25 protein-coding genes are annotated in these 23,230 nt (G+C 63.5%); 17 read left to right on the top strand and 8 right to left on the bottom strand.

Features of this window, described 5'->3' with window-relative positions; all coding sequences use genetic code 11:
- Nucleotides 1-27 precede the first annotated feature (27 nt).
- On the bottom strand, nucleotides 28-1,734 hold the full coding sequence (locus ACT9T4_RS05740; RefSeq protein WP_499115939.1) for a C13 family peptidase: 1,707 nt from the start codon (nucleotides 1,732-1,734) through the stop codon (nucleotides 28-30).
- Between the two features lie 195 nt (nucleotides 1,735-1,929).
- On the opposite strand from ACT9T4_RS05740, the gene ACT9T4_RS05735 reads away from it, so the two are divergent.
- From ACT9T4_RS05735 to ACT9T4_RS05725, 3 genes are read left to right on the top strand one after another with little or no spacing between them, the layout of a single operon-like run.
- Nucleotides 1,930-2,292 carry a CidA/LrgA family protein gene (locus ACT9T4_RS05735; protein WP_499115937.1) on the top strand — a complete coding sequence of 121 codons (363 nt, stop codon included), beginning with the start codon at nucleotides 1,930-1,932 and terminating at the stop codon, nucleotides 2,290-2,292.
- Complete coding sequence (locus ACT9T4_RS05730; protein ID WP_042554855.1) at nucleotides 2,289-3,005, top strand: LrgB family protein; 717 nt, start codon at nucleotides 2,289-2,291, stop codon at nucleotides 3,003-3,005. The genes ACT9T4_RS05735 and ACT9T4_RS05730 overlap by 4 nt, the downstream gene beginning before the upstream one ends.
- Nucleotides 3,006-3,013: 8 nt before the next feature.
- Nucleotides 3,014-3,607: an LON peptidase substrate-binding domain-containing protein gene (locus ACT9T4_RS05725; protein WP_499115935.1), complete on the top strand. Its 594-nt coding sequence runs from the start codon at nucleotides 3,014-3,016 to the stop codon at nucleotides 3,605-3,607.
- Here the strand turns inward: ACT9T4_RS05725 and ACT9T4_RS05720 are convergent.
- Nucleotides 3,601-4,917 (bottom strand): bifunctional DedA family/phosphatase PAP2 family protein, encoded by a 1,317-nt coding sequence (locus ACT9T4_RS05720; protein WP_499115933.1) that lies wholly within the window; start codon nucleotides 4,915-4,917, stop codon nucleotides 3,601-3,603. The genes ACT9T4_RS05725 and ACT9T4_RS05720 overlap by 7 nt on opposite strands.
- 266 nt (nucleotides 4,918-5,183) lie before the next feature.
- Here ACT9T4_RS05720 and ACT9T4_RS05715 point away from each other — a divergent pair, with 266 nt between their 5' ends.
- From ACT9T4_RS05715 to lipB, 11 genes are all read left to right on the top strand, one after another.
- Nucleotides 5,184-6,449 carry a glutamate-5-semialdehyde dehydrogenase gene (locus tag ACT9T4_RS05715; RefSeq protein WP_499115931.1) on the top strand — a complete coding sequence of 422 codons (1,266 nt, stop codon included), beginning with the start codon at nucleotides 5,184-5,186 and terminating at the stop codon, nucleotides 6,447-6,449.
- A complete protein-coding gene (gene nadD, locus ACT9T4_RS05710) occupies nucleotides 6,449-7,093 on the top strand; it encodes a nicotinate-nucleotide adenylyltransferase (protein ID WP_499115929.1) in 645 nt (214 codons plus the stop codon). The genes ACT9T4_RS05715 and nadD overlap by 1 nt, the downstream gene beginning before the upstream one ends.
- A 42-nt stretch (nucleotides 7,094-7,135) precedes the next feature.
- A complete protein-coding gene (gene rsfS, locus ACT9T4_RS05705; protein ID WP_042554985.1) occupies nucleotides 7,136-7,495 on the top strand; it encodes a ribosome silencing factor in 360 nt (119 codons plus the stop codon).
- Between the two features lie 12 nt (nucleotides 7,496-7,507).
- Nucleotides 7,508-7,975: a 23S rRNA (pseudouridine(1915)-N(3))-methyltransferase RlmH gene (gene rlmH, locus ACT9T4_RS05700; RefSeq protein ID WP_042554860.1), complete on the top strand. Its 468-nt coding sequence runs from the start codon at nucleotides 7,508-7,510 to the stop codon at nucleotides 7,973-7,975.
- Between the two features lie 12 nt (nucleotides 7,976-7,987).
- Complete coding sequence (mrdA, locus tag ACT9T4_RS05695) at nucleotides 7,988-9,892, top strand: penicillin-binding protein 2 (RefSeq protein ID WP_179539939.1); 1,905 nt, start codon at nucleotides 7,988-7,990, stop codon at nucleotides 9,890-9,892.
- Nucleotides 9,893-9,936: 44 nt separating this feature from the next.
- Nucleotides 9,937-11,040: a rod shape-determining protein RodA gene (gene rodA, locus ACT9T4_RS05690; RefSeq protein ID WP_179540167.1), complete on the top strand. Its 1,104-nt coding sequence runs from the start codon at nucleotides 9,937-9,939 to the stop codon at nucleotides 11,038-11,040.
- Between the two features lie 17 nt (nucleotides 11,041-11,057).
- Nucleotides 11,058-12,071 (top strand): lytic murein transglycosylase B, encoded by a 1,014-nt coding sequence (gene mltB / locus ACT9T4_RS05685; protein ID WP_042554986.1) that lies wholly within the window; start codon nucleotides 11,058-11,060, stop codon nucleotides 12,069-12,071.
- On the top strand, nucleotides 12,068-13,084 hold the full coding sequence (locus ACT9T4_RS05680; protein ID WP_042554863.1) for a septal ring lytic transglycosylase RlpA family protein: 1,017 nt from the start codon (nucleotides 12,068-12,070) through the stop codon (nucleotides 13,082-13,084). Before mltB ends, ACT9T4_RS05680 begins: the two co-directional genes overlap by 4 nt.
- A gap of 136 nt (nucleotides 13,085-13,220) precedes the next feature.
- Nucleotides 13,221-14,396: a D-alanyl-D-alanine carboxypeptidase family protein gene (locus ACT9T4_RS05675; protein ID WP_042554864.1), complete on the top strand. Its 1,176-nt coding sequence runs from the start codon at nucleotides 13,221-13,223 to the stop codon at nucleotides 14,394-14,396.
- Between the two features lie 68 nt (nucleotides 14,397-14,464).
- Nucleotides 14,465-14,743, top strand: a complete 279-nt coding sequence (locus ACT9T4_RS05670) for a DUF493 domain-containing protein (RefSeq protein ID WP_042554865.1) — start codon at nucleotides 14,465-14,467, stop codon at nucleotides 14,741-14,743.
- Nucleotides 14,743-15,369 (top strand): lipoyl(octanoyl) transferase LipB, encoded by a 627-nt coding sequence (gene lipB / locus ACT9T4_RS05665; RefSeq protein WP_042554866.1) that lies wholly within the window; start codon nucleotides 14,743-14,745, stop codon nucleotides 15,367-15,369. Before ACT9T4_RS05670 ends, lipB begins: the two co-directional genes overlap by 1 nt.
- 104 nt (nucleotides 15,370-15,473) lie before the next feature.
- Here lipB and lipA read toward each other — a convergent pair whose 3' ends face one another.
- Together lipA and ACT9T4_RS05655 are read right to left on the bottom strand one after the other, a co-directional pair.
- Nucleotides 15,474-16,526: a lipoyl synthase gene (lipA, locus tag ACT9T4_RS05660; protein WP_042554867.1), complete on the bottom strand. Its 1,053-nt coding sequence runs from the start codon at nucleotides 16,524-16,526 to the stop codon at nucleotides 15,474-15,476.
- A 127-nt stretch (nucleotides 16,527-16,653) separates the two neighbouring features.
- Nucleotides 16,654-17,049: a RidA family protein gene (locus ACT9T4_RS05655; protein ID WP_042554868.1), complete on the bottom strand. Its 396-nt coding sequence runs from the start codon at nucleotides 17,047-17,049 to the stop codon at nucleotides 16,654-16,656.
- 125 nt (nucleotides 17,050-17,174) lie between these two features.
- On the opposite strand from ACT9T4_RS05655, the gene ACT9T4_RS05650 reads away from it, so the two are divergent.
- A complete protein-coding gene (locus tag ACT9T4_RS05650) occupies nucleotides 17,175-18,116 on the top strand; it encodes a LysR family transcriptional regulator (protein ID WP_499115927.1) in 942 nt (313 codons plus the stop codon).
- 73 nt (nucleotides 18,117-18,189) lie between these two features.
- Nucleotides 18,190-18,762, top strand: a complete 573-nt coding sequence (locus tag ACT9T4_RS05645) for a pseudouridine synthase (protein WP_179540168.1) — start codon at nucleotides 18,190-18,192, stop codon at nucleotides 18,760-18,762.
- A gap of 7 nt (nucleotides 18,763-18,769) precedes the next feature.
- On the opposite strand, the gene ACT9T4_RS05640 is transcribed toward ACT9T4_RS05645, so the two are convergent.
- Nucleotides 18,770-19,168 (bottom strand): globin, encoded by a 399-nt coding sequence (locus tag ACT9T4_RS05640; protein ID WP_042554871.1) that lies wholly within the window; start codon nucleotides 19,166-19,168, stop codon nucleotides 18,770-18,772.
- Nucleotides 19,169-19,209: 41 nt separating this feature from the next.
- Between ACT9T4_RS05640 and ACT9T4_RS05635 the strand changes: the two genes are divergently transcribed.
- Nucleotides 19,210-19,386 (top strand): hypothetical protein, encoded by a 177-nt coding sequence (locus ACT9T4_RS05635; protein WP_179539946.1) that lies wholly within the window; start codon nucleotides 19,210-19,212, stop codon nucleotides 19,384-19,386.
- A 70-nt stretch (nucleotides 19,387-19,456) separates the two neighbouring features.
- On the opposite strand, the gene ACT9T4_RS05630 is transcribed toward ACT9T4_RS05635, so the two are convergent.
- The 3 genes from ACT9T4_RS05630 to lldD all read right to left on the bottom strand — a co-directional run bounded on the left by ACT9T4_RS05630 (nucleotide 19,457) and on the right by lldD (nucleotide 23,114).
- The gene (locus ACT9T4_RS05630; RefSeq protein ID WP_042554872.1) at nucleotides 19,457-19,936 is read right to left on the bottom strand and encodes an Lrp/AsnC family transcriptional regulator; all 480 of its coding nucleotides are present in this window, start codon (nucleotides 19,934-19,936) and stop codon (nucleotides 19,457-19,459) included.
- A gap of 322 nt (nucleotides 19,937-20,258) precedes the next feature.
- Nucleotides 20,259-21,971, bottom strand: a complete 1,713-nt coding sequence (gene dld / locus ACT9T4_RS05625) for a D-lactate dehydrogenase (protein ID WP_499115926.1) — start codon at nucleotides 21,969-21,971, stop codon at nucleotides 20,259-20,261.
- A gap of 3 nt (nucleotides 21,972-21,974) precedes the next feature.
- Nucleotides 21,975-23,114: an FMN-dependent L-lactate dehydrogenase LldD gene (lldD, locus tag ACT9T4_RS05620; protein ID WP_179539948.1), complete on the bottom strand. Its 1,140-nt coding sequence runs from the start codon at nucleotides 23,112-23,114 to the stop codon at nucleotides 21,975-21,977.
- Nucleotides 23,115-23,230 lie beyond the last annotated feature (116 nt).

The following is a 23,230-nucleotide window of genomic DNA, read 5'->3' as shown; positions in this document are numbered from 1 at the left end:
ATCCTCGACTGCTGTTCGATACGTAGTTTAGAGGGCGGCGGCGGATTTATCGTTCAAGGCCGCTTCGCTTTGCTGTCGACGCAGGGCATTCCAGTGCTCCAGTACGGCAGGCGGCGCCCATATCTGCGGCTCGGACGGCTCGAAACCGTCGGCTTGCTCGCGTTTGGCGACGGCAGCGCTGGCCAGCTCGAAGGCGCGTTGCAGGTCGTCTGTCTCCTGCAGGGCTTCGGCGAACAGCGCGCGGCCGAAATAGGTGAAGTCGGCTTCTTCCGAGCAGCCGAACGACACCCGGTCAGCCCGTGCAGCGGTCATCAGCATGGTTTTGTCGTCCTTCAGGGCGGGGATGAAGCCCCCGGAGTAGCAGGCGGAAATCACCACCACCTTGTGGCGATCGGCCAGCGGTTGCAGCAGTGTCGCCAACTCGTCGGCGGGCAGGTCGGCCAGTTGCAGGCGTGGCTGATCCAGGTTCAGTTCATGGCCCCGCGAGCCGTGGCTGGTCAGGTAGATGAACACCAGGTCTTCCGGACCGCTGCGTTCGGCGATGGCGCGTACCGCGCGGCGCAGGTTTTCCCGGGTTGCCAGCGGGCGGTCGGCCAGGTGATCGCGGTGGTTGGCCAGGGTGATGCGGCCATAGGCGGAAAAGCGCCCTGCGAGCAGGTCGGCGACGTAGTCGGCCTCGCGCAGGAACACGCTCTGCTTGCCGTCGCCGGCCAGGGTCAGGGCGTAGAGTTCGCTGCGTGGAGTGGACGCTGGCAGTGCGGCGATGGCCTGGTCGAGCAATTCGCCCTGTTTCAGCAGGCCGATTTCCAGCGGGTCCGGCAGGGCCTGGCCGTTTTCGTCACGCACGCGCAGGCCGCGCCGCCAAGTGCCTTGCTGGCGGCTGCCGTCGGCGAGGGTCAGGGTGCCTTCGCCATGGAAGCGGCCGTTGGCGAAGCCGCCGTCGAAGCGGCTGCCATCAGGCTGCTGCAGGTGACCTTCGCCCTGATAACGCCACTCCTTGAACTGCCCGTGGTAGCGCTCGCCATCGGCGCCGGTGTACTCGCCCTTGCCGTTGAGCGCGCCCTCAGCGAAGGTGCCACTCCAGACATTGCCCGCTGCGCTCTGGTAGCGGCCTTTGCCGTGGAACAGGCTGTTGCGCAGTTCGCCGTCGTAGCTGTCGCCGTCGCTGCCCTGGTAGTTGCCGTCGCCCTTGAGTTCTCCACTCACGAAGTGGCCAGAGAGCTGATTGCCGAGTTCGTCCTGATGCACGCCCTGGCCGTCGGGCAGGCCTTTTACGAACTGGCCCTGAAATCGGCTGCCGTCGGCTTGTTCGAGCGTACCCAGACCGTGAAAGCGGCCATCACGGAACTGCCCACGGTAAGTCTGTCCGGCTTCCTCCAGCGTGCCTTCGCCACTGAAGCGACCCTTGGCGAAGCCGCCGCTATAGCGGCTGCCGTCTGCGCGCTTCAGCGTGCCCTGGCCCTCGAATGTGCCTGCGACGAATTCGCCGACATAATGCTCGCCACTGGCGCCGTGCCATTCACCGCCACCGTGGCGCAGGCCGTCGAGGAAGTATCCGGTGAACCAGCTGCCGTCGGGGTAATCCAGACGGCCCTTGCCTTGTAGCAGGCCGTCGACCACATTGCCGTGATAGCGCGAACCGTCCGGCAGCGTCGCATCGGGGGGTAGAAGGGGCGTGCTCTGGCTGCAGGCGGCGAGGGAGAGAACCAGAGCCAGGGGCGCGAGGCGAAACATGCGGGGACGTCCAGGTCGGATGAGCGATGCGGCCAGTATGCCGCAAAGCGTCCGCCCACGCCCAGGCAGCCAGGGCGCCCCTGCCGATGAGTCACGGCCACTGTTAAGCCGCCGCCGTTACCTGCCTATAATGGCCGCCTTGTAGGGTGGTGCGTCCCGCTTGGGGCACCTGCCCAGCGTCTGAGGGGAGTCTTCATGCTGCTTCGTGGCCTGTTCTGGCTGGTGCTGTGCCAACTGCTCGGCACGGCGATCAATGCGCTGTTCCTGCCCATGCTGCCAGGGCCGATTCTCGGCATGCTGCTGCTGGTTGTGTTTCTGCTTTGTCGTGGTCAGGTCGACGAGCCGATCCAGCAGGCCGCCGGCAGCCTGCTCAAATACCTGCCGCTGTTGCTGGTGCCGCCTGCCGTCGGGGTGATGGCCTACGCGGAGGCGATCGTCGCCGACTTCTGGGCGGTGATCGGTGCGCTGGTGCTTTCCTTGATCCTGTCCCTGGTGTTCGCCGGCTGGATGATGCAGAAACTGATCGAGCGCCAGACGCGCCGCCGGGGGGAGGGATGACGCTCGACTGGCACGGCGCCTGGATGGCCGTCACCCACCACCCGCTGTTCGGCGCCGGCATCACCCTCGGCGCCTATCAATTGGCTATCGCTGCTTACGAGAAAACCCGCTGGGTATTCCTGCAGCCGGTACTGGTATCGACCCTGCTGGTCATCGCCATTCTGCTGCTCTGTGGGCTGACCTTCAGCGAGTACAAGAGCGGTGCCGAGGCGCTGACCATTTTCCTGGGCCCTGCCACCGTCGCGCTGGCCGTGCCGCTGTACCTCAACCTGCGACGTATCCGTCAGGTATTCTGGCCCACCGTGCTGACCCTGCTGATCGCCGGGGTGGTCGCTACCGTCCTTGGTGTCGCGCTGGCCTGGATGCTGGGTGCCGAGCACAACATGCTGATGAGCATGGCGCCCAAGTCGGTGACCTCGCCAATCGCCATGCTGGTGGCCAGCCAGATCGGCGGCTTGGCGGCGCTGGCCGCGGTGTTCGTGATGATCACCGGCGTGCTGGGGGCGATCATCGGGCCGTCGCTGCTGCGCTGGTGTGGCGTCCATCACCACGCCGCCGTGGGCATGGCCCTGGGCATGACCGCCCATGCGGTCGGCACCTCGCGAGCCATGCAGGAAAGCGAGGAATGTGGCGCCTTCGCGGCTCTGGCCATGAGCCTGATGGGCGTGTTCACGGCCATCCTGCTGCCATTGGCAATCGTCTTCCTGAATTGAGAACCGCAATGACCCTACCCCTGTTTCCGCTGCATACCGTTCTGTTTCCCGGCTGCGTGCTGGATCTGCAGATATTCGAAGCACGCTATCTGGACATGATCAGCCGCTGCATGAAGCAGGGCGAAGGCTTCGGCGTGGTGTGCATCGTCGAGGGGGCCGAGGTGGGCGACGCTGCCGAGCGCATCGCGCAGGTGGGCTGCGAAGCGATCATCAGTGATTTCCAGCAGCGTCCCAATGGCCTGCTGGGCATTCGCGTGCAGGGCGGCCGACGGTTCCGCGTCAATCAGGCTCAGGTGCTGCCGGACAAACTGACGCTGGCTCGGATCGAGTGGCTCGAAGAGCAGCCCCAGCGCCCGCTGGACGAGGAACACGCCGACCTGCAGGCACTGCTGGGCGCCCTGGCCGAGCACCCGATGGTCGCCAGCCTGGACATGGGCGGCAGCGCCGACAGCCAGGCCGAACTGGCCGACAAGCTCGGCTATCTACTGCCGTTCAGTGCTGAGCAGAAAATCGCCTTGCTGGCCGAGCCAGACGCCACTCGGCGGCTGGACATGCTGCAGGAACTGGTCGAGCAACTGCAGGGCGACGGTCCGGCTCAATAACGGTAGATCTCCACACCTTCCGACATTCGCCACAGCGCCATGCTGGTGAGCAGCAGGGCGCAGCTTGGCACGATCATCCACCAGACCTTGGCTGGCAGCGGAGGCAGCGAGGCGAAACGCTGCATCAGCGCCAGGCTCATTGCGCACAGGCTGCTGGCCAGCAGGGCGCCAGCGATGATGTCGCTCGGCCAGTGAACGCCCAGATAGACCCGCGACAGGGCGATGCTGAGTGCCGGCAGGCAGGCGAGCAGTATCCAGGTCAGGCGCAGGCGCGCAGGTTGCCCACGGCCAGCGAGCACGGCGGTGGCCAGGAAGAATGCGAAGGCCGCCGAACTGTGTCCGCTGGGAAAACTGTAGGTGTGCAGGGGCTCGAGCAGGATTTCAGGGCGCGCGCGCTCGAACAGCCCCTTGAGGGTGCCATTGGCCAGGGCGGTGCTGAGCATGGCGCCGCCTGCGAACAGCAGAGCCTGCCATTTGCGGGCAAGCAGCAGCAACACGCAGAGCAGGGCGGCGACCGCCAACTGCACGTCGAAGTCGCCGAAGTGAGTGATCGCCACCGCTACGTAGTCGAAGCGCGGGTTGCGCTCTTCCTGGATCAGCGTCATCAGGCCCTGATCCAGCTGGATCAGATGCGGCCAGCCGATGAACAGGGCGATCAGCAGAATGGTGCCAAGGCCCGCCGCGATCAGGCTGGCCTGTCGCTGTTCGCGCAGGCTGCTCTGGATGGTCAGTACCAGCAGCAGTGCCAGGCCTGCGGCGACCACCGCGGCCTGGGGCCAGAAGCCCTCGGGCAGCGGCAGGCGCAGGGCGGCGCCGGCGGCCCAGCCCGGCACCAGGTAGGCGACTGCCCAGCCTGCGGCGGCGAGCATGCTGACGGCGATGAAACGGCCGATCGGCATGCTCAGCATGCCAGCGACCATCGGCAGCATCGGCCGCAGCGGGCCTATGTAGCGGCCGAGCAACAGGCTGGCGACACCATAGCGTTCGAAGTAGGTTTCCGCGCCGCTGAGCCACTGCGGATGGCTGCGCAGGCCCGGCAGGCGCCGGATGTCCTGGTGGAAGTAACGACCCAGGGCGTAGGAAATGGCGTCGCCAAGCAGGCCGCCGAAGTACGCCAGCGCCAGGGTTTCCCACAGGCTCAGGGCGCCATTGCCGGCCATCACGCCGACGGCGAACAGCAGTACGGTGCCGGGAACGATGATGCCGACGATGGCCAGGCATTCGATGCAGGCGATCAGGAAGATCGCCAGGCCCAGCCATTGCGGGTTGGCCGCAAGCCAGGTAGTCAGACTATCGAGCCACTCGCCCATGTATGGACACCTTATAAATGAGAAATCGCAGCCTTCGACCCATCCATCCGAAAAGCGGTTCCTTCGCCATGTACGTCATGGTTGGCCGGGCTGGCGCGGGCGATCATAGCAACAAGGCCCGGCAGAGAGGCAGATGCGCGTATGTCGCAATCGGCTTCGGCTCGCCGCTTGCAGCTGGAAACAACCATCTGCCAGGCGCCGCTGTGCGCGGAGCGGCATGACCGCTATAATCAGCAACTTTTTCCAACTGCCAGACCTGAGTTGCCATGACCGAGTCCGTGCTTGACTACATGACCCGCCTGGGCCGTGCCGCCCGCCAGGCTTCGCGCGTGCTCGCGCGGGCCAGCACCGCACAGAAGAACCAGGCCCTGCAGGCCGCTGCCGACGCACTCGACGCCTCGCGCGCCGAGCTGGTTGCCGCCAATGAACGGGATCTCGCCGCTGGCCGTGCCAACGGCCTCGAGCCGGCCATGCTCGATCGTCTGGCGCTGACCCCCAAGGTCATCGACAGCATGATCGAAGGCCTGCGTCAGGTTGCCACGCTGCCCGATCCCATTGGCGAGATCCAGGGCATGCGTTATCTGCCGTCCGGCATTCAGGTCGGCAAGATGCGCGTGCCGCTGGGCGTGATCGGCATCATCTACGAGTCGCGGCCCAATGTGACCATCGATGCGGCCAGCCTGTGTCTGAAGTCCGGCAACGCCACCATTCTGCGGGGCGGCTCCGAGGCCATTCATTCCAATCAGGCCATCGCCCGCTGCATTCAGGCTGGCCTGGCAGAAGCCGGCTTGCCGGCCAGTGCGGTACAGGTCGTGGAAACCACCGACCGCGCCGCCGTGGGCGCGCTGATCACCTTGCCGGAATTCGTCGATGTGATCGTGCCGCGTGGCGGCAAGGGGCTGATCGAGCGCGTCAGCCGCGAAGCCAAGGTGCCAGTGATCAAGCATCTGGATGGTGTCTGTCACGTTTATGTCGATATCGCCGCTGACCTCGACAAGGCCATCCGCGTCTGCGACAACTCGAAGACTCAGCGCTATTCGCCGTGCAACACCATGGAAACCCTGCTGGTGCATGCCGATATCGCTGCACGCGTGCTGCCGCCGCTGGCGGCCATCTATCGTGACAAGGGCGTCGAGCTGCGTGGCGACGCGCAGACCCGCTCGCTGCTGGGCAACGACGTACTGGAAGCCAGCGAAGACGACTGGTATGCCGAGTACAACGCACCGATCCTGGCGATCCGCGTGGTCGATTCGCTGGAAGCGGCCATCGAACACATCAATACCTACGGCTCGCAGCACACCGACGCGATCATCACCGAAAACTTCAGTGATGCCCGGCGTTTCCTTACCGAGGTGGACTCCAGTTCGGTGATGGTCAACGCCTCGACGCGTTTCGCCGATGGTTTCGAGTACGGCCTGGGCGCGGAGATCGGCATTTCCACCGACAAACTGCACGCCCGTGGTCCGGTTGGTCTTTTAGGGCTGACCAGCGAGAAGTACGTGGTATTCGGCGACGGTCACGTGCGCACCTGATGGCCAACCGCAAACGCATCGGGCTGTTGGGCGGTACCTTCGATCCGGTGCATATCGGCCATCTGCGCGGCGCGCTGGAGGTGGTCGAGTTCATGGGGCTGGATGAGTTGCGGTTGATCCCCAGTGCGCGGCCGCCGCACCGGGAAACCCCGCAGGTCGGGGCGCAGGACCGCCTGGCGATGGTCGAGCACGCCGTGGCGGGATTGCCATCGTTGCGGGTGGACGATCGCGAGCTGCAGCGTGACAAGCCGTCCTACAGCATCGACACCCTGGAGTCGCTGCGTGCCGAGCTGGCAGCGGACGACCAGTTGTTTCTGATTCTGGGCTGGGATGCCTTTTGCGGCTTGCCAGCCTGGCACCGTTGGGACGAGTTGCTGCGCCACTGCCATATTCTGGTGTTGCAGCGCCCGGATGCCGACAGCGAGGCAAGCGAACCGCTGCGTGACCTGCTGGCAGCGCGTAATATCGCCGACCCGCTGGCGCTGCACGGGCCGGCGGGGCAGATTTCTTTCATCTGGCAGACACCGCTGGCGGTGTCTGCCACGCAAATCCGTTCGCTACTGGCGAATGGCCGGTCGGTGCGCTTTCTGGTGCCCGATGCGGTGCTGGCTTATATCAATGCCCATGGACTGTACCGTGGGTAAATCGAACACGAGGCAAACGAGTTAGTTATGACGAAGCAAACCATGCACAGTGAAGACCTGGTCAAAGTGGCCATCGCAGCACTGGAAGAGATCAAGGCGCAGGACATCACCACCATCGATGTGCGCGAGAAGACCAGCATCACCGATTACATGGTGATCGCCAGCGGTACCTCGAGCCGTCACGTCAAGTCGCTGGTCGACAACGTGCTGGAAAAGACCAAGGAACAGGGCGTGCGGCCGATCGGCAGCGAAGGCCTGGACAGCGGCGAATGGGCACTGCTCGACCTGGGCGATATCGTCGTTCACGTGATGCTGCCGACCGCTCGCCAGTTCTACGACCTCGAGCGTCTGTGGCAGGGTGCCGAGCAGAGCCGCGCGCAGCAAGGCGTCGAGCGCGAGTAAGGTAAGCCGGTCGTGCGTATCAAACTGATCGCTGTCGGCTCGCGCATGCCGCGCTGGGTCGAAGATGGCTGGCAGGAGTATGCCAAGCGCATGCCGTCCGAGCTGTCCCTGGAGCTGGTGGAAATTCCCCTGACCACGCGTGGCAAGAATGCCGACGTGGCGCGGATGATCCGTCAGGAAGGTGAAGCCATGCTGGCCAAGGTGCAGCCCGGGGAACGCATCGTCACCCTGGAAGTCGAAGGGCGACCCTGGAGTACCGAGCAGTTGGCGGTCGAACTGGACAAGTGGCGTCTCGATTCACGCACCGTCAACCTCATGGTCGGTGGCCCGGAAGGGCTAGCGCCGGAAGTCCAGGCGCGCAGCGAGCAGCGCTGGTCGCTGTCGCCCCTGACCTTGCCCCACCCGCTGGTACGGATACTGGTCGGCGAACAGATCTATCGTGCCTGGACGGTGTTGTCCGGTCACCCTTATCACAAGTAGTCAGCAGTCCCGATGCCCCAGCCGATTCGCCTAAAAGACCACGAGAAGGACGCGCGCCTCATTCGCAAGCGCGCGCTGGTCGGTGGCGCGGTGTTTCTGGCGCTGACGCTGGTGCTGATCGCCCGCATGTATTACCTGCAGGTGATCCAGTACGAGTATCACTCCACGCTGGCCGAGAACAACCGTATCCACGTGCAGCCGATTCCGCCCAACCGGGGGCTGATCTACGACCGCAACGGGGTGATCATCGCCGATAACCGGCCCAGCTTCAGCCTCAGCCTGACCCGCGAACGGGCGGGTGACTGGGAGCAGGTGCTGGACGTGATCGTCGAGGTGTTGCAGCTCACCCCCGACGATCGCGAGCTGTTCGAACGGCGCGTGCGTCAGGGCCGTCGGCCGTTCGAGCCGGTGCCCGTGCTGTTCGAGCTCAGCGAGGAGCAGATCGCCCGGCTGGCGGTCAATCAGTTCCGCCTGCCCGGCGTCGAGGTGGTGGCGCAACTGGTGCGGCACTATCCGCAGCGCGAGCATTTCGCCCATTCGGTCGGTTACGTGGGGCGTATCAACGAGCGTGAGCTCAAGGAGCTCGACCCGGTCGAGTACAGCGGCACTCACCATATCGGCAAGACCGGCATCGAGCGTTTCTACGAGGACCAGTTGCACGGCAAGGTCGGCTACGAAGAAGTCGAGACCAACGCCCGCGGCCGCGTGCTGCGCGTGCTCAACCGCACCGACCCATTGCCTGGCAAGGATGTGATGCTGACCCTCGACGTGCACTTGCAGGAAGTCGCCGAGCAGGCGCTTGGCGGTCGACGCGGCGCGGTGGTGGCGATCCAGCCGTCCACCGGCGAGGTGCTGGCGATGGTCAGTCAGCCGAGTTTCGACCCCAACCCCTTCGTCACCGGGATCAGCTTCAAGGCTTATGCAGAGCTGCGCGACTCCATCGATCGGCCGCTCTATAACCGTGTGCTGCGTGGTCTGTACCCGCCGGGGTCGACCATCAAGCCGATGGTGGCGGTCGCCGGCCTGGATGCCGGGGTCATTACCCCGACCTCACGGGTGTTCGACCCGGGCTTCTATCAGTTGGCCAACCACAGCCACAAGTACCGCAACTGGAACCGTACCGGCGATGGCTGGGTGGATCTCAACCTGGCGATCATGCGGTCCAACGACACCTACTTCTACGACCTTGCCCACAAGATGGGCATCGATCGCCTGCACGACTACATGACCCGCTTCGGGATTGGTCAGCGGGTGTCTCTGGACATGTTCGAGGAGACCGCCGGCCTGATGCCCTCGCGGGACTGGAAGCGAGCGCGTTATCGTCAGCCCTGGTATCCGGGTGAGACGCTGATCCTCGGCATCGGCCAGGGGTACATGCAGGCCACCCCGTTGCAGTTGGCCCAGGCCACCGCGCTGGTGGCGACCAAGGGCAAGTGGATTCGCCCGCACCTGGCGAGGACCATCGACGGCAGTCTGCCCCATGATCCGGATCCGATTCCTGATATCGTGCTGCGTGATCCCAAGTACTGGGATTACGCCCGTCTCGGCATGGAGGCGGTGATGCACGGTGCACGGGGAACGGCGCGCAAGGTCGGCGATGCCGCGGCCTACCGGATCGCCGGCAAGAGTGGCACGGCGCAGGTCGTGGCCATCAAGCAGGGCGAGAAGTATGACCGCAGCAAGGTGCAGGAACGCCATCGTGACCACGCCCTGTTCGTCGGTTTCGCCCCGGCGGACAATCCGCAGATCGTCGTCGCGGTGATGGTCGAGAACGGTGAGTCCGGCTCCGGCGTCGGCGCGCCCGTGGTCAAGCAGGTGATGGATGCCTGGCTGCTGGACGAAACCGGTAAGCTCAAGGCCGAATACGCCCCGCCCGGTGCCACGGCACCGCTCAACGTAGAGGTGAAGCATCCATGAGCCTGACCGGTAGCTTCGACCGCACGCTTTCCACCGACGACGTTCTGCGTCGCCGCTCCAGCCTGCTGCAGCGTCTGCACATCGACGGCATTCTGTTGCTGCTGCTGTTGCTGCTGGCCACCGGCAGTCTGTTCATCCTCTATTCGGCCAGCGGCAAGAACCTGGATCTGCTGATGAAGCAGGCCAGTTCCTTCGGTATCGGGCTGGTGGCGATGGTAGTGATCGCCCAGTTCGAGCCACGCTTCATGGCCCGCTGGGTACCGCTGGGCTACCTGTGCGGCGTTGGCCTGCTGGTGGTGGTCGACGTCATGGGCCACAACGCCATGGGCGCCACGCGCTGGATCAACATCCCCGGGGTCATCCGCTTCCAGCCGTCGGAGTTCATGAAGATCCTGATGCCGGCGACCATGGCCTGGTACCTGTCAAAGCGCACGCTGCCGCCGAACCTCAAGCACGTGGCCGTGAGCCTCGGGCTGATCGTCACGCCCTTCGTGCTGATTTTGTTGCAGCCCGACCTCGGCACCTCGCTGCTGATTCTCGCGTCCGGTGCCTTCGTGCTGTTCATCGCCGGGCTGCAGTGGCGCTGGATCGCGGGTGCCGTCGCAGCCATCGCGCCAATTGCCGTGGCCATGTGGTTCTTCGTCATGCATGACTACCAGAAGCGCCGCGTACTGACCTTCATCAACCCGGAGAGCGATCCGCTCGGTGCCGGCTGGAACATCATCCAGTCCAAGGCCGCGATCGGCTCTGGTGGGGTGTTCGGCAAGGGCTGGCTGCTCGGCACTCAGTCGCACCTGGACTTTTTGCCGGAGAGCCATACGGACTTTATCATTGCCGTTCTGGCCGAAGAATTCGGACTGATTGGTGTCTGTCTGTTGCTGCTCTTGTACATTCTGTTGATTGCACGCGGTCTGGTGATTACCGTGCAAGCGCAGACACTGTTCGGTAAGCTGCTCGCCGGTGGTTTGACCATGACCTTCTTCGTCTATGTCTTCATCAATATCGGCATGGTCAGTGGTTTGTTGCCGGTAGTGGGTGTGCCGCTGCCGTTCATCAGTTATGGCGGCACGTCATTGATTACGTTGTTGTCGGGTTTCGGAATTCTGATGTCCATCCACACGCACCGTAAGTGGATCGCTCAGGCTTGATTGGGGTTATGAATTCAATGCAGATTTTGCGTGGCTGGGCCGCACGACATGCACAGTGGCTGGCGGTTGCCGGCCTGTTCGGGGCTCCACAGGCGATGGCTGCCAACGAGTACGCGAATTCGCCGCAAGTCGGCGAATTCATCACCGAGATGACCCGTGACTACGGCTTCGCCAGCGAGCAACTGAGCACGCTGTTCACCGGTGTGGAACGCAAGCAGGCGATTCTCGACGCCATTTCGCGTCCGGCCGAGCGGGTCAAGCCGTGGAAGGAATATCGCCCGATCTTCATTACCGACGCACGCATCAACAAAGGTGTGGCGTTCTGGAACGAGCACGCTGAAGCCCTGTCGCGTGCCGAGAAAGAATACGGCGTGCCTGCCGAGATCATCGTCGCCATCATCGGCGTGGAAACTTCCTACGGTGGCAATACGGGCAGTTACCGGGTGATCGACGCGCTGTCGACCCTGGCTTTCGACTACCCGCCACGTGCGCCTTTCTTCCGCAAGGAGCTGCGCGAGTTCCTCATGCTGACCCGTGAAGAGCAGGTCGACCCGGCCAGCCTGAAAGGCTCCTATGCGGGTGCCATGGGCCTGCCGCAGTTCATGCCGAGCAGCTTCCGCGCCTATGCGGTGGACTTCGATGGCGACGGGCATATCAATATCTGGAGCAACCCGACCGATGCCATCGGCAGCGTTGCCAGCTACTTCAAGCGTCACAACTGGCAGCCGGGCCAACCGGTGGCTAGTCTTGCCACGGTCAAGGGCGATCAGGCCGAGCAGGGCCTGAGTGCCGGCCTCGATCCGGAAAAGAACGTAGGCGAGCTGCGCGCGCTGGGCTGGTCGAGCAATGACGTATTGGCCGATGATCTGCCGGTAACCGCGTTCCGCCTCGAAGGCGCCGAGGGTGCCGAGTACTGGATCGGCCAGCCGAACTTCTATGTCATCACCCGCTACAACCGCAGTGTGATGTACGCCATGGCGGTCAATCAGTTGTCCGAGTTGCTGGTTCAGGCCCGAGGTGCCAATCAATGACGGGTTTGCCGTTCAAGCTGGCTGCGTGCGGCATCCTTGCGCTGATGCTGGCCAGTTGCTCTTCCAGTCGCGCGCCGACAGGCACGTCGCCGGTGCAGGCTTCAAGTGGGGGAATGTCCGGTCCAAGTGATTTCAACCGCCCGCACAAAGACGGCGCGCCCTGGTGGGACGTTGACGTCTCGAAGATTCAGGACGCCATCCCGATGCCGCATTACGGCCCGGTGAAAGCCAGCCCTTACGTGGTGTTCGGCAAGCAGTACTACCCGATCTCCGATGCCCGTCGCTACAAGGCGACGGGCCCGGCTTCCTGGTACGGCACCAAGTTCCACGGTCAGGCCACCGCCAACGGCGAGGCCTACGACCTGTACGGCATGACCGCCGCGCACAAGACCCTGCCACTGCCCAGCTACGTGCGAGTGACCAATCTGGAGAACGGCAAGTCCGTGATCCTGCGGGTCAACGACCGCGGCCCGTTCTATTCCGACCGCATCATCGACCTGTCTTTCGCTGCGGCCAAGAAGCTCGGTTATGCGGAAAAGGGCACCGCCCAGGTGCATGTCGAAGGCATCGACCCGGCGGAATGGTGGGCTCAGCAAGGCCGCCCGGTGCCGATGGTGCTGGCGCAGCCGCAGATGGCCAAGGTCCAGCCCGCACAGGTTGCCCAGTTGCAGGCCGCCAGCGCACCGGTCGAACAGTATTCGCCGCCACCGCAGCAGCATGCCGCCGTCACCGTGCCGGTGCAGATCGACTCAAAAAAAAACGCTTCAGCCGCAGCGTCTGGCCTGTATCTCCAAGTGGGAGCCTTCGCCAATCCCGACGCTGCGGAGCTCCTGAAGGCCAAGTTGAGCGAGTCGGTGAGTGCCCCGGTATTCATCAACTCAGTGGTGCGCAACCAGCAGATACTGCACCGCGTGCGACTGGGCCCGATCAACAGCCAGGGCGAGGCTGACCGAGTGCGAGACAGCATTCGCGTCGCCAACCTCGGGCAAGCGACTCTGGTCAAGGCGGACTGAGGGGCGTAGCCCTTCGACACTGGCAACTAATTGGCCAGCCGCCTGACTAAGCAGTGAATCGCCGCCACCGTGCGGCGATGACAGTTCATATTTGCCCGCAAGGGCCTGTTCGACCATCAGCGATTTAGAGAGACGGATGAAAATCACCAGCTTCGCGCAACACATCTTCCTGTCACTTACGTTGCTCGGCGCCTCCAGCGCTTGGGCCAACCAGGCGCCGCTGCCGGCTCCGCCGCAGCTGGCAGCCAAGTCCTACGTGCTGATGGATGGTGCCAGTGGCAACATCCTGGTCGAGAACAACGGTGACGAGCGCCTGCCGCCAGCCAGCCTGACCAAGCTGATGACCGCCTACATCGCCACCCTGGAAATCCGCAACGGCAAGATCGGCGAGCAGGACATGGTCACCATCAGTGAGCATGCCTGGCGTACCGGTGGTGCCGCTTCCGGTGGTTCCACCATGTTCCTGCCGGTGAACAGTCAGGCCACGGTCGACGACCTGCTGCATGGCATCATCATTCAGTCCGGCAACGACGCCAGCATCGCCATCGCCGAGCACATCGCCGGTAGTGAGGACGCCTTCGCGGACATGATGAATGCCACCGCCGAACGCCTGGGCATGAAGAACAGCCACTTCATGAACGCCACCGGCCTGCCGCACCCGGAGCACTACTCCAGTGCCCATGACATGGCCATCCTGGCGCGCGCCATCATCAATGAAGATGCCGAGCACTATGCGATCTACTCGCAGAAAGAGTTTCTCTGGAACAACATCAAGCAGCCCAATCGCAACCTGCTGCTGTGGCGCGACCGTACCGTCGATGGCCTGAAGACCGGCCACACCAACGAAGCTGGCTTCTGCCTGGTAGCTTCGGCCGTGCGCGATGGTGCGCGGATGATCACATCGGTATTCGGTACCGACAGCGAACGTGCTCGTGCCGCTGAAACCCAGAAGCTGCTGACCTATGGTTTCCGCTTCTTCGAAACCCGCACCTTCTATCAGAAGGGCGCCGAGCTGGCCCAGGCGCAGGTCTGGAAAGGCCAGACCTCTCAGGTCAAGGCTGGTCTGGCTCAGGATCTGACCCTGACCCTGCCCAAGGGCCAGCTTGAGAAGCTGCAGGCCAGCATGACCCTCAACCCGCAGATCACCGCTCCGATCGCTCAGGGCGACGTGATCGGCAAGGTCGAGGTGAAGATGGGTGACCAGGTGGTGCACAGCGCCGATCTGGTGGCGTTGGAAGCCGTCGAGGAAGGTGGCTTCTTCCGCAGCCTGTGGGATAGCATTCGGCTGTTCTTCTACGGGTTGTTTAACTGACGGCTCGCCCCCATGTTGCGATGAACGCCCTCGATCCGAGGGCGTTTCATTTTGGATCAGTGAACATCATGACCGATACCGACGTACAAGCTCCGAAAATCGAATTCCCCTGCCCGAACTACCCGATCAAGGTGATCGGCGAGGCCGGTGACGGCTTCACCGACATGGTGATCGAGGTCATCCAGCGCCATGCGCCGGATCTCGATGCTGGCACTCTGGTCACGCGGGACAGCCGCAACGGCCGCTTCCTGTCCGTGCAGGTGCTGATCACCGCTACCGGCGTCGAGCAGCTGCAGTCTATCCATGTAGACCTGCGCGCCACCGGCCGCGTGCAAATGGTGCTGTAGTGGCGGCAGCCGACCTTATCGTGCGTCATCTCGGGGTGGTGGATTACCTGCCTACCCTGGAAGCGATGCGCACCCTGACTGCCGAGCGCGACGATGCCACGCCGGACGAGATCTGGCTGCTGCAGCATCCGCAGGTGTTTACCCAGGGGCAGGCGGGCAAGCCCGAGCATCTGCTGGCGCCTGGTGACATTCCGGTGATCCAGGTAGAGCGCGGTGGGCAGGTGACCTATCACGGGCCAGGCCAACTGGTGGCCTACCTGATGCTGGATCTGCGTCGTCTGGACCTGGGCGTGCGTGAGTTGGTCAGTGCCATGGAGCAGGCGCTGGTCGACGTTCTGGCGAGCTACGGCGTCGAGGCGGCGCCAAAGGCAGATGCGCCGGGTGTCTACGTCAATGGCGACAAGATCGCTTCGCTGGGGCTGCGTGTGCGCCGTGGCTGCTCATTTCACGGCCTGGCGCTCAACGTCGATATGGACATGCGCCCGTTCCAGCGCATCAACCCGTGCGGCTATGCAGGCTTGAAGATGACGCAACTGAGGGATCAGTTGGGCACGCCGCCGACTTTCGGCGAGGTCGCCGAGCGTCTCGAGCAGGCTCTTCGTCAGCGCCTGGGGTATGGGTGTTAAAGGGCGGCTTTTGCTCTAGCGCAGCTGTCGTAGATCGATCTGCCTGGGTATCGCTGCGCTCAACGCCAGGCCATGGACGATTGAGCGTGGCGATAGCCGGGTGATCAGTTGACGTTCAGCGCCGGAATCAGGCTGGTGTCGACCTGTTGGCCAGGCACCGGTACGGGTGCTGCAAGGCCCAGGTTGTTCTTCTCGAACACCTTGTCTGCCCGATAGCTAGAACGCACCAGAGGGCCTGCCGCCACTTCCATGAAGCCCATCTGCAGGCCGATCTCGCGGAAGCGGTTGAATTCGTCCGGGCTGACCCAGCGTTTTACGGGCAGGTGATTGCGGGTGGGTTGCAGGTACTGGCCAAGGGTGAGGATATCCACACCCACGGCGCGCATGTCCTGCATCGCCTCGAACACTTCGTCGTCGGTCTCGCCCAGGCCGAGCATCAGGCTGGTTTTGGTGAGCACGTCCGGACGATGGCGCTTGGCGTGGGCCAGCACGTCGAGGGTCTTGCGGTAACCGGCGCGGGGGTCGCGTACTTCACGGGTCAGTCGATTGACCGTCTCGACGTTCTGGGCGAACACTTCGAGGCCGGAGTCCACCACGCGCTCGATGGAGGGCAGGTCGCCGTCGAAATCGGGGGTCAGCGCTTCCACCACCACTTGCGGTGTGTTGGCCTTGATCGCCTGTACACAGGCGGCATAGTGCGCGGCACCACCATCTGGCAGGTCATCGCGATCCACCGAGGTCAGCACGATATAACGCAATGCCATCAGCTCCACCGACTTGGCGGTATTCTGTGGCTCTTCCTTGTCCAGCCAGCCATTCGGGTTACCGGTGTCCACCGCACAGAAGCGGCAGGCGCGGGTGCAGACCGAGCCCATCAGCATGATCGTCGCCGTACCGTTGGACCAGCACTCACCCATGTTCGGGCAGTGGGATTCCTGGCAGACGGTGCTCAGGCGGTGCTCGCCGACGTTGCGCTTGACCGCTTCGAAACGGCTGCCGCCCGGCGCCTTGACCCGCAACCAGCTCGGCTTGGGCTCATAGACCTTGGCTTCAGTCGAGGCGCGGCGCTTCTGGCCGTCCTTGATCGCGGTAATACCCTGTGCAGTACGGAATTTGTCGCCGCTGGCAACGGGTTTGGTCGGGGCAGTATCGGACATCGAAAATCTCGGCTCCGGTAGGGGCTGCGGTGGCGGATGGGCAGCTTTTGGCTGCCGCAAAGTGTATCACACACCGCTGCGGCGAGCGCCTGACCGTCCGCTCCGTTACCGGCCCCGGCCCCCTCGATCAGGCTGTTGGCAGCTTGGCGATGACCTTGATCTCGAACTGGAAGCCATACAGCCAAGTCACGCCCACGCAGGTGATGTTCGGATGCGGTGCCTCGCCCCAGTATTCTGGAACGACCTCCCAGATGGTCTCGAAGCGTTCTTCGGGATTGACGATGAACACCGTCACATCGACGACGTCATCGAAAGTGCAGTCGGCCGCTTCGAGAACCGCGTTGAGGTTCTCGAAGGCCAGGCGAACCTGAGCTTTCAGATCCGGCTCGGGGGAGCCATCGGGGCGGCTGCCAACCTGGCCGGATACGAACAGCAAACCATTGGAGCGCACGGCGGGTGAATAGCGGTTGCGTTCATAAAGGGCCTGACGGCCGGCGGGGAAAACCACGTCGCGAGTAGTCATGTTGTCTCCTGTGGGCAATCGCCCCGTTGAAGTGATGGGTTCACTCTAGGCATGCTGCTGCGCTGGATAAACCGGCCAGTTCGATCAACACTGTTTGGCAAACCCAAACAATCAGCGGTGGCAGAGTGGATCGATTCGACGCGATGAGGGCCTTCGCACGGGTAGTGGAGGCCGGTAGCTTCACCAAGGCGGCCGATACGCTGCACATGAGCAAGACCAGTGTCACGCAGTTGGTGCAGCAGCTCGAGGCGCGGCTGCGGGTGCGGCTGCTGAACCGTACGACGCGCAAGGTCAACGTCACTGCCGATGGCGCCGCCTATTACGAGCGGGTGGTGCGCCTGCTGGCCGATATGGACGACGCCGAAACCAGTCTCTCTGATGCCACCAGCATGCCGCGCGGGCGGCTGCGGGTGGATGTGCCCAGCCCGTTCGCGCGGATGATTCTGGTGCCGGCATTGCCGGCCTTCCATGCGCGTTATCCAGATATCCAGCTCGATCTCGGGGCGAGCGACCGTCTCGTCGATCTGCTGGGCGAGAACGTCGATTGCGTGATCCGCGGCGGCGAGATCACCGACCAGTCACTGATGGCGCGCCGCATCGGCGACCTGCAGTCGGGAGTGTATGCCGCTCCCAGTTACCTGCAGCGATATGGCACGCCCCAGCACCCGCAGCAACTCGCCGGTAGCCACCACCGTATCGTCGGTTTCAAGCGGGCGCGGGCCGGCAAGCTGTTCTCCTACCGGATGCACCGCGAGGGTGAAAGCGTCGACGTGGAAGGCCGTTATGTACTGGCGCTCGACGATGGTAACGCCTACCTGGCTGCCGGGTTGGCGGGGCTGGGCGTACTTTGGCTGCCGAACTACATGTCGCGCGAGCATGTGCAGCACGGCGAGCTGGTCGCCGTTTTCGAGGGCTGGCAGTTCGAGCCGATGCCGATGTACATCGCCTATCCGCCGAACCGTCACGTCAGTGCCAAGTTGCGGGTGTTCATGGATTGGGTCGTCGAACTGATGGCGCTGCATGCCCCGGTCATCGATCGAAGTGGGCGCGCTGATCCTTTACGTTAAACTGCGCGCTTCGCTTTCTCGATGGCCTCGCTGCATGTCCCGACCTTCCCGCCCTGCGTCCCGTCCGTATCGTGTGCCCAAGGCACCGCCTGCCGAGTCGCGCCTGATCGTGCTGAACAAGCCATTCGACGTGCTCACCCAGTTCAATGACGATCAGGGGCGCGCCACGCTCAAGGACTTCGTCGCGGTGCCGGGTGTGTATCCGGCTGGCCGTTTGGACCGCGACAGTGAAGGGTTGCTGCTGCTCACCAACGATGGTCAGTTGCAAGCGCGGATCGCCGATCCCCGGCACAAGCTGGCCAAGACCTATTGGGTGCAGGTCGAAGGCGAGCCCAGTGCCGAGCAGTTGCAGCAACTGCAAGCGGGTGTGCAGCTCAACGATGGGCCGACCCTGCCAGCCGACGCCCGTCTGCTCGATGAGCCTGAGTTGTGGCCGCGCAACCCGCCGGTGCGCTTTCGCAAAAGCGTACCGACTGCCTGGCTGGAGCTGGTGATCCGAGAAGGGCGCAACCGTCAGGTACGGCGCATGACCGCTGCCGTGGGGTTACCCACCCTGCGTCTGGTGCGCGTGCGTATCGGCCCCTGGTCGCTGGAGGGTTTGCAGCCGGGCGAATGGCGGGAAGTGCCGGCGACGCTCACGCACTAGACCTCTGTCAGCCATCGTATCCGGCCCTGATGACGCTGATGCCCTTGATCAGTACCTCGCGCCAGCCCTGCAGGGTTGCCGTGTCAGCCTGTCTGTCATGCTCCATGATGGTCTTGAGCAGCGACTCCAGCCACAGATCGTAAAGCTCCGGGCGGATGTCCATGGCTGCCCGCGCATGGGTGCAGCCCAGGGCGCGCAATTTGCTGTCGGGCATGCCGCGGGCGTGCATCACTAGGTTGAGAATGCCCTGTCGCAGGAGCAGCTTCTGCGCTGCCATGTCGGTATTGACGAATTTCTCGCGAATCGCCGGCGAACTGTCGAGGAAGTATCGGTAGAAATCGTCGAAAAAGGCGGGGCTGGCACAGCAGCGTCCGTAACTCTGCATGACGCGATCTGTAGCGTTCATGTGTTTCTCCATGGGGGCGAGGCAGTAAGCGGTGTGGCGGCGTGCGCCTAGTTCCTGAGCGTGTGGGTAGTGGTGCATTCTTGCTGGTGCGCCGATGGGGCTTCGTCAACGTCCAGGCCGCCGATCAGCAGGGGCATCATCCGTTCTTCGAAAGCTTCCGATTCCATCGCGGCCTTGTCGCCGTGGGCGCAGGCGAGCCGTACCGCGGGCTGTCCTAGGCACAAAAAGCGTGTGGATATTACACGCTGGCAGGCCGCGATGCGTAGTTCCCTATTGGTCGTAGGGTTTTTAGCTGCGCAAGTGCTGGAGCGGCAGTTGGGTACTGGACAGGATCTGCTGCAGCACGAAGCTCGAGCGCACGCTGGAAACGCCATCGATGCGCGTCAGGGTGCCGAGCAGCAGCTTCTGGTAATGATCCATGTCGGGTACCACCACCTTGAGCTGGTAATCGGCGTCCATTCCGGTGACCAGACAGCATTCCAGCACTTCAGGGCACTTGCGGATTTCTTCCTGGAAGTGCTCGAAACGCTCGGGCGTGTGGCGGTCCATGCCGATCAGCACGTAGGCGGTCAGGCTCAGGCCAAGTTTCTTGCGATCGAGCAGGGCGACCTGCTGCACGATGTAGCCGTCATCCTCCAACTGTTTGACCCGTCGCGAGCAGGGGGAGGGGGAGAGGCCGATACGTTCGGCCAGGTCCTGATTGGACAGGGTCGCATCGCGTTGCAGTTCGGCAAGAATGTTCAGGTCGTAGCGGTCGAGTTTGTTCATGCTCAGGCTTATTTGTCGTTTGATTGCGCTAGATATTGATCGATTAACGTAAAATTGCGCAAGTGATGCTTATGCGAGCAATATTTGCAATTTATGGTCGTGCTGTCGGGCGTAAGCTTTATCTCAGTTTCAAGGCCCGGACGACACGTCCACCCGGCTCGCCCAATCAGGAGAGCTGGCGCCGCCGACCCCACCGGGTCGTCACGGCACCCGGGTCCGCACTGCCCAACCAGGCGGGCGAGGAAAGCGGCGACAGAATTGCCAGCACAGGACATCTACGAAAGGGGAGGCCGAGAGGTCTCCCCTTTCTTCTTCGCGTGTCTCAATGACCGCCGCAGCACTTCTCCCAGTGTTTCTTTTTCGATGTCTGGCCGATGCCCGGGTTGAAGGCGTTGGTCGGATCCAGCTCGCGGTAGAAATCCGCCAGCGCTGGCTTGGCGATATACAGGTGACCGACGTTGTGCTCGGCCGGGTACTCGGCACGGCGTTCATCGAGGAGCGTCCACATGGCGTGCTCCATGGCGATCGGGTCGACGCCCTTCTTGACGATGTAATCCTGATGGAACACGTGGCAGAAGAAGTGCCCATAGTAGAGCTTGTGGATGATCTGCCCTTGCATCGCTGCCGGCAGCGTCTCGACCCAGTCACGGTCATTGCGACGCAGGGCGATATCCAGGGCGAGGATGTCTTCGACGCTGCTGCGGTGCGCCTCGCGGTAGCGGATCGCCGCGCCAGCGATGGCGAAGCGGTGCAGGAATGCCTTGCGGCCCTCGTCGGCGTCGCATTCGAAAAAGGCACCGCTGCGGCGTTGCCCGAAGTATTCGCTCAGAAAGGCGCGGGTCTGCTCCAGGCTGTCGTTGGCAACTCGGACGAGCAGGTGATGCTCATAGCGGTCGCGGTATTGGCGCATGCGCAGTGGCAGGTGGCTGGGCAGCAGATTCATCAGCAGCTGAATCGCCCGGTCACTGATGCCTCGTAGGCCGAAGCGCTCGAAGAAGCCATCGACACGGCTCTTCAGCGCGAAGGCCGCAGGGACCTTGGCAGTGCCGAACCTGTCGATGAGCAGAAAGGTGTCCTTGCCATACTTTTCGCCGATGTCGAAGGCGGTGCGGTGGATGTACTCGCCGGCAATGGGCAGGCTTGGCAGCTGGCTGAGCAGGTGGCGGCGTATCTCTGTGAGGTCGTGCGGGTCGTTGCTGCCGATATAGAAGACGGTGCTCGGCTCCTTGGCGAAGGTATCCAGGCGCACGGCGAACAGGCACAGCTTGCCGGCCGAGCCGGAGGCCTCGAACAGTCGTGAGGGGTCGGCATTGAAGCGTGCCGGTGTATCGGCGTCGACGTCGCGTACGTAGTCGCCATAGCTGCCGTCGGAGGCCCTGCCGGTACCGTCATTGCTGACCTGAAACGGGCTGTAGTCGCCACGTTGCAGGCGGGTGAGGATTTCCTCGGGGCTGTTGCCCAGGTCGATGCCCAGGTGATTGATCAGCGCCAGCGTACCGTCTTCCATCACCTGTGCGTACAGTGCCTGTTCGGTGTAGGCCGGGCCGCGGCGGACCAGCGAGCCTCCCGAGTTGTTGCACACGCCACCCAGAACCGAAGCGCCGATGCACGAGGAGCCGATCACCGAGTGGGGCTCGCGGCCAAGCGGTGCCAGTGCCTGCTCCAGGCGATCCAATGTGGCGCCGGGCAGGCAGACCACCTGCTCGCCGTCATTGATCAGCTGCACACCGGTTATGCGCAGGGTGCTGATCAGTACGATCTCGCGATCGTAGTCGTTGCCATCCGGTGTCGAGCCTCCGGTCAGGCCCGTGTTGGCCGCCTGCATGATGACGATGCGATTGGCGGCGACCGCCGCCTGCAGGACCCGCCACTGCTCCAGCAGCGTGCCCGGCCGGACCACGGCCAGCACGCTGCCGTCGCCAGTGCGATGGCCCTTGCGAAAGCGCCGGGTGCTTTGCTCGTCGGTGAGTACATGCTCGCTGCCCACCGTTTCACGCAGAGTCGCCAGCAGGGTGTCTCGGCTGATCGATGGCATTGCTCAGCGCTCCCGAACCAGTGACTCGGCGCTGATCTGCGCAATCGATCTGGCACCGGTCAGCACCATGGCCACGCGCATTTCTTTCTCGATCAGGTTCAGCAGGTTGCTCACACCCGCGCCGCCAGCGGCAGCCAATGCATAGACGAAGGCGCGGCCAAGCATCACGGTATCGGCGCCCAGGGCGATCATGCGCACCACGTCCAGGCCGCTGCGAATGCCCGAGTCGGCGAGGATCTTCAGATCGCCCTTCACCGCGTCGGCGATGGCCGGCAAGGCGCGGGCGCTGGACAGCACGCCATCGAGCTGGCGACCACCGTGGTTGGAGACGACGATGCCGTCGGCGCCGAACTTGACTGCATCGCGTGCATCTTCCGGGTCAAGAATGCCCTTGATCACCATCGGGCCGTCCCAGAACTCACGGATCCACTCCAGGTCCTTCCAGGAAATCGACGGGTCGAAGTTGGCACCCAGCCAGCCGATGTAATCGGCCAGGCCGGTGGGGCTGCCCCGGTAGGCGGAAATGTTGCCCAGGTCGTGGGGCTTGCCCAGCAGGCCAACGTCCAGCGCCCAGGCGGGATGAGTGAAGGCTTGCAGCATCCGGCGCACGGCCGCGTTGGCGCCGCTCATGCCCGAATGGGCGTCGCGGTAGCGCGCACCCGGTGTCGGCATGTCGACGGTGAATACCAGGGTGGTGACGCCGGCGGCCTTGGCGCGCTCGAGGGCGTTCTTCATGAAGCCGCGGTCTTTCAATACGTACAACTGAAACCACATGGGGCGGTTGATCGCTGGTGCCACTTCCTCGATCGGGCACACCGACACGGTGGAGAGCGTGAAGGGAATGCCCTTGTCGGCTGCCGCTTTGGCTGCCTGCACTTCACCACGGCGGGCGTACATGCCGGTCAGCCCGACGGGGGCCAGGACTACCGGCATCGACAATGTCTCACCGAATAGCTGGGTTTCCAGGCTCAGCTCGGACATGTTCTTCAGCACGCGCTGGCGCAGGGCGATGCTGGCGAGGTCCTCGACGTTGCGCCGCAGCGTGTACTCGGCATAGGCGCCGCCGTCGATGTAGTGGAACAGGAATGGCGGCAGGCGTCGCTGGGCAGCGGCGCGATAATCGGTGGAGGCAGAAATGATCATGGGCTTGATTCCGTATCTGGGCTGACGCGTCAACCTGTTGTCAGCGCCAAGGCCCTGGCTCTGCCGAGGGCTTTGGAGTTGTTGCGCTGTGTTCGGTGGATCTATCGTTTTGCTGA

The organism is Pseudomonas sp. SZ40 (genome assembly GCF_052958135.1).
Note: the sequence above shows the minus strand (reverse complement) of the source record. Positions and strands in the feature narration are given on the sequence as shown.

Excerpts from the sequence above, each read along its gene's own strand:
- ACT9T4_RS05740 (WP_499115939.1), bottom strand. The coding sequence starts at position 1,734 with ATGTTTCGCCTCGCGCCCCTGGCTCTGGTTCTCTCCCTCGCCGCCTGC.
- ACT9T4_RS05735 (WP_499115937.1), top strand. The coding sequence starts at position 1,930 with ATGCTGCTTCGTGGCCTGTTCTGGCTGGTGCTGTGCCAACTGCTCGGC.
- ACT9T4_RS05730 (WP_042554855.1), top strand. The coding sequence starts at position 2,289 with ATGACGCTCGACTGGCACGGCGCCTGGATGGCCGTCACCCACCACCCG.
- ACT9T4_RS05725 (WP_499115935.1), top strand. The coding sequence starts at position 3,014 with ATGACCCTACCCCTGTTTCCGCTGCATACCGTTCTGTTTCCCGGCTGC.
- ACT9T4_RS05720 (WP_499115933.1), bottom strand. The coding sequence starts at position 4,917 with ATGGGCGAGTGGCTCGATAGTCTGACTACCTGGCTTGCGGCCAACCCG.
- ACT9T4_RS05715 (WP_499115931.1), top strand. The coding sequence starts at position 5,184 with ATGACCGAGTCCGTGCTTGACTACATGACCCGCCTGGGCCGTGCCGCC.
- nadD (WP_499115929.1), top strand. The coding sequence starts at position 6,449 with ATGGCCAACCGCAAACGCATCGGGCTGTTGGGCGGTACCTTCGATCCG.
- rsfS (WP_042554985.1), top strand. The coding sequence starts at position 7,136 with ATGCACAGTGAAGACCTGGTCAAAGTGGCCATCGCAGCACTGGAAGAG.
- mrdA (WP_179539939.1), top strand. The coding sequence starts at position 7,988 with ATGCCCCAGCCGATTCGCCTAAAAGACCACGAGAAGGACGCGCGCCTC.
- mltB (WP_042554986.1), top strand. The coding sequence starts at position 11,058 with ATGCAGATTTTGCGTGGCTGGGCCGCACGACATGCACAGTGGCTGGCG.
- ACT9T4_RS05680 (WP_042554863.1), top strand. The coding sequence starts at position 12,068 with ATGACGGGTTTGCCGTTCAAGCTGGCTGCGTGCGGCATCCTTGCGCTG.
- ACT9T4_RS05675 (WP_042554864.1), top strand. The coding sequence starts at position 13,221 with ATGAAAATCACCAGCTTCGCGCAACACATCTTCCTGTCACTTACGTTG.
- ACT9T4_RS05670 (WP_042554865.1), top strand. The coding sequence starts at position 14,465 with ATGACCGATACCGACGTACAAGCTCCGAAAATCGAATTCCCCTGCCCG.
- lipA (WP_042554867.1), bottom strand. The coding sequence starts at position 16,526 with ATGTCCGATACTGCCCCGACCAAACCCGTTGCCAGCGGCGACAAATTC.
- ACT9T4_RS05655 (WP_042554868.1), bottom strand. The coding sequence starts at position 17,049 with ATGACTACTCGCGACGTGGTTTTCCCCGCCGGCCGTCAGGCCCTTTAT.
- ACT9T4_RS05640 (WP_042554871.1), bottom strand. The coding sequence starts at position 19,168 with ATGAACGCTACAGATCGCGTCATGCAGAGTTACGGACGCTGCTGTGCC.
- ACT9T4_RS05630 (WP_042554872.1), bottom strand. The coding sequence starts at position 19,936 with ATGAACAAACTCGACCGCTACGACCTGAACATTCTTGCCGAACTGCAA.
- dld (WP_499115926.1), bottom strand. The coding sequence starts at position 21,971 with ATGCCATCGATCAGCCGAGACACCCTGCTGGCGACTCTGCGTGAAACG.
- lldD (WP_179539948.1), bottom strand. The coding sequence starts at position 23,114 with ATGATCATTTCTGCCTCCACCGATTATCGCGCCGCTGCCCAGCGACGC.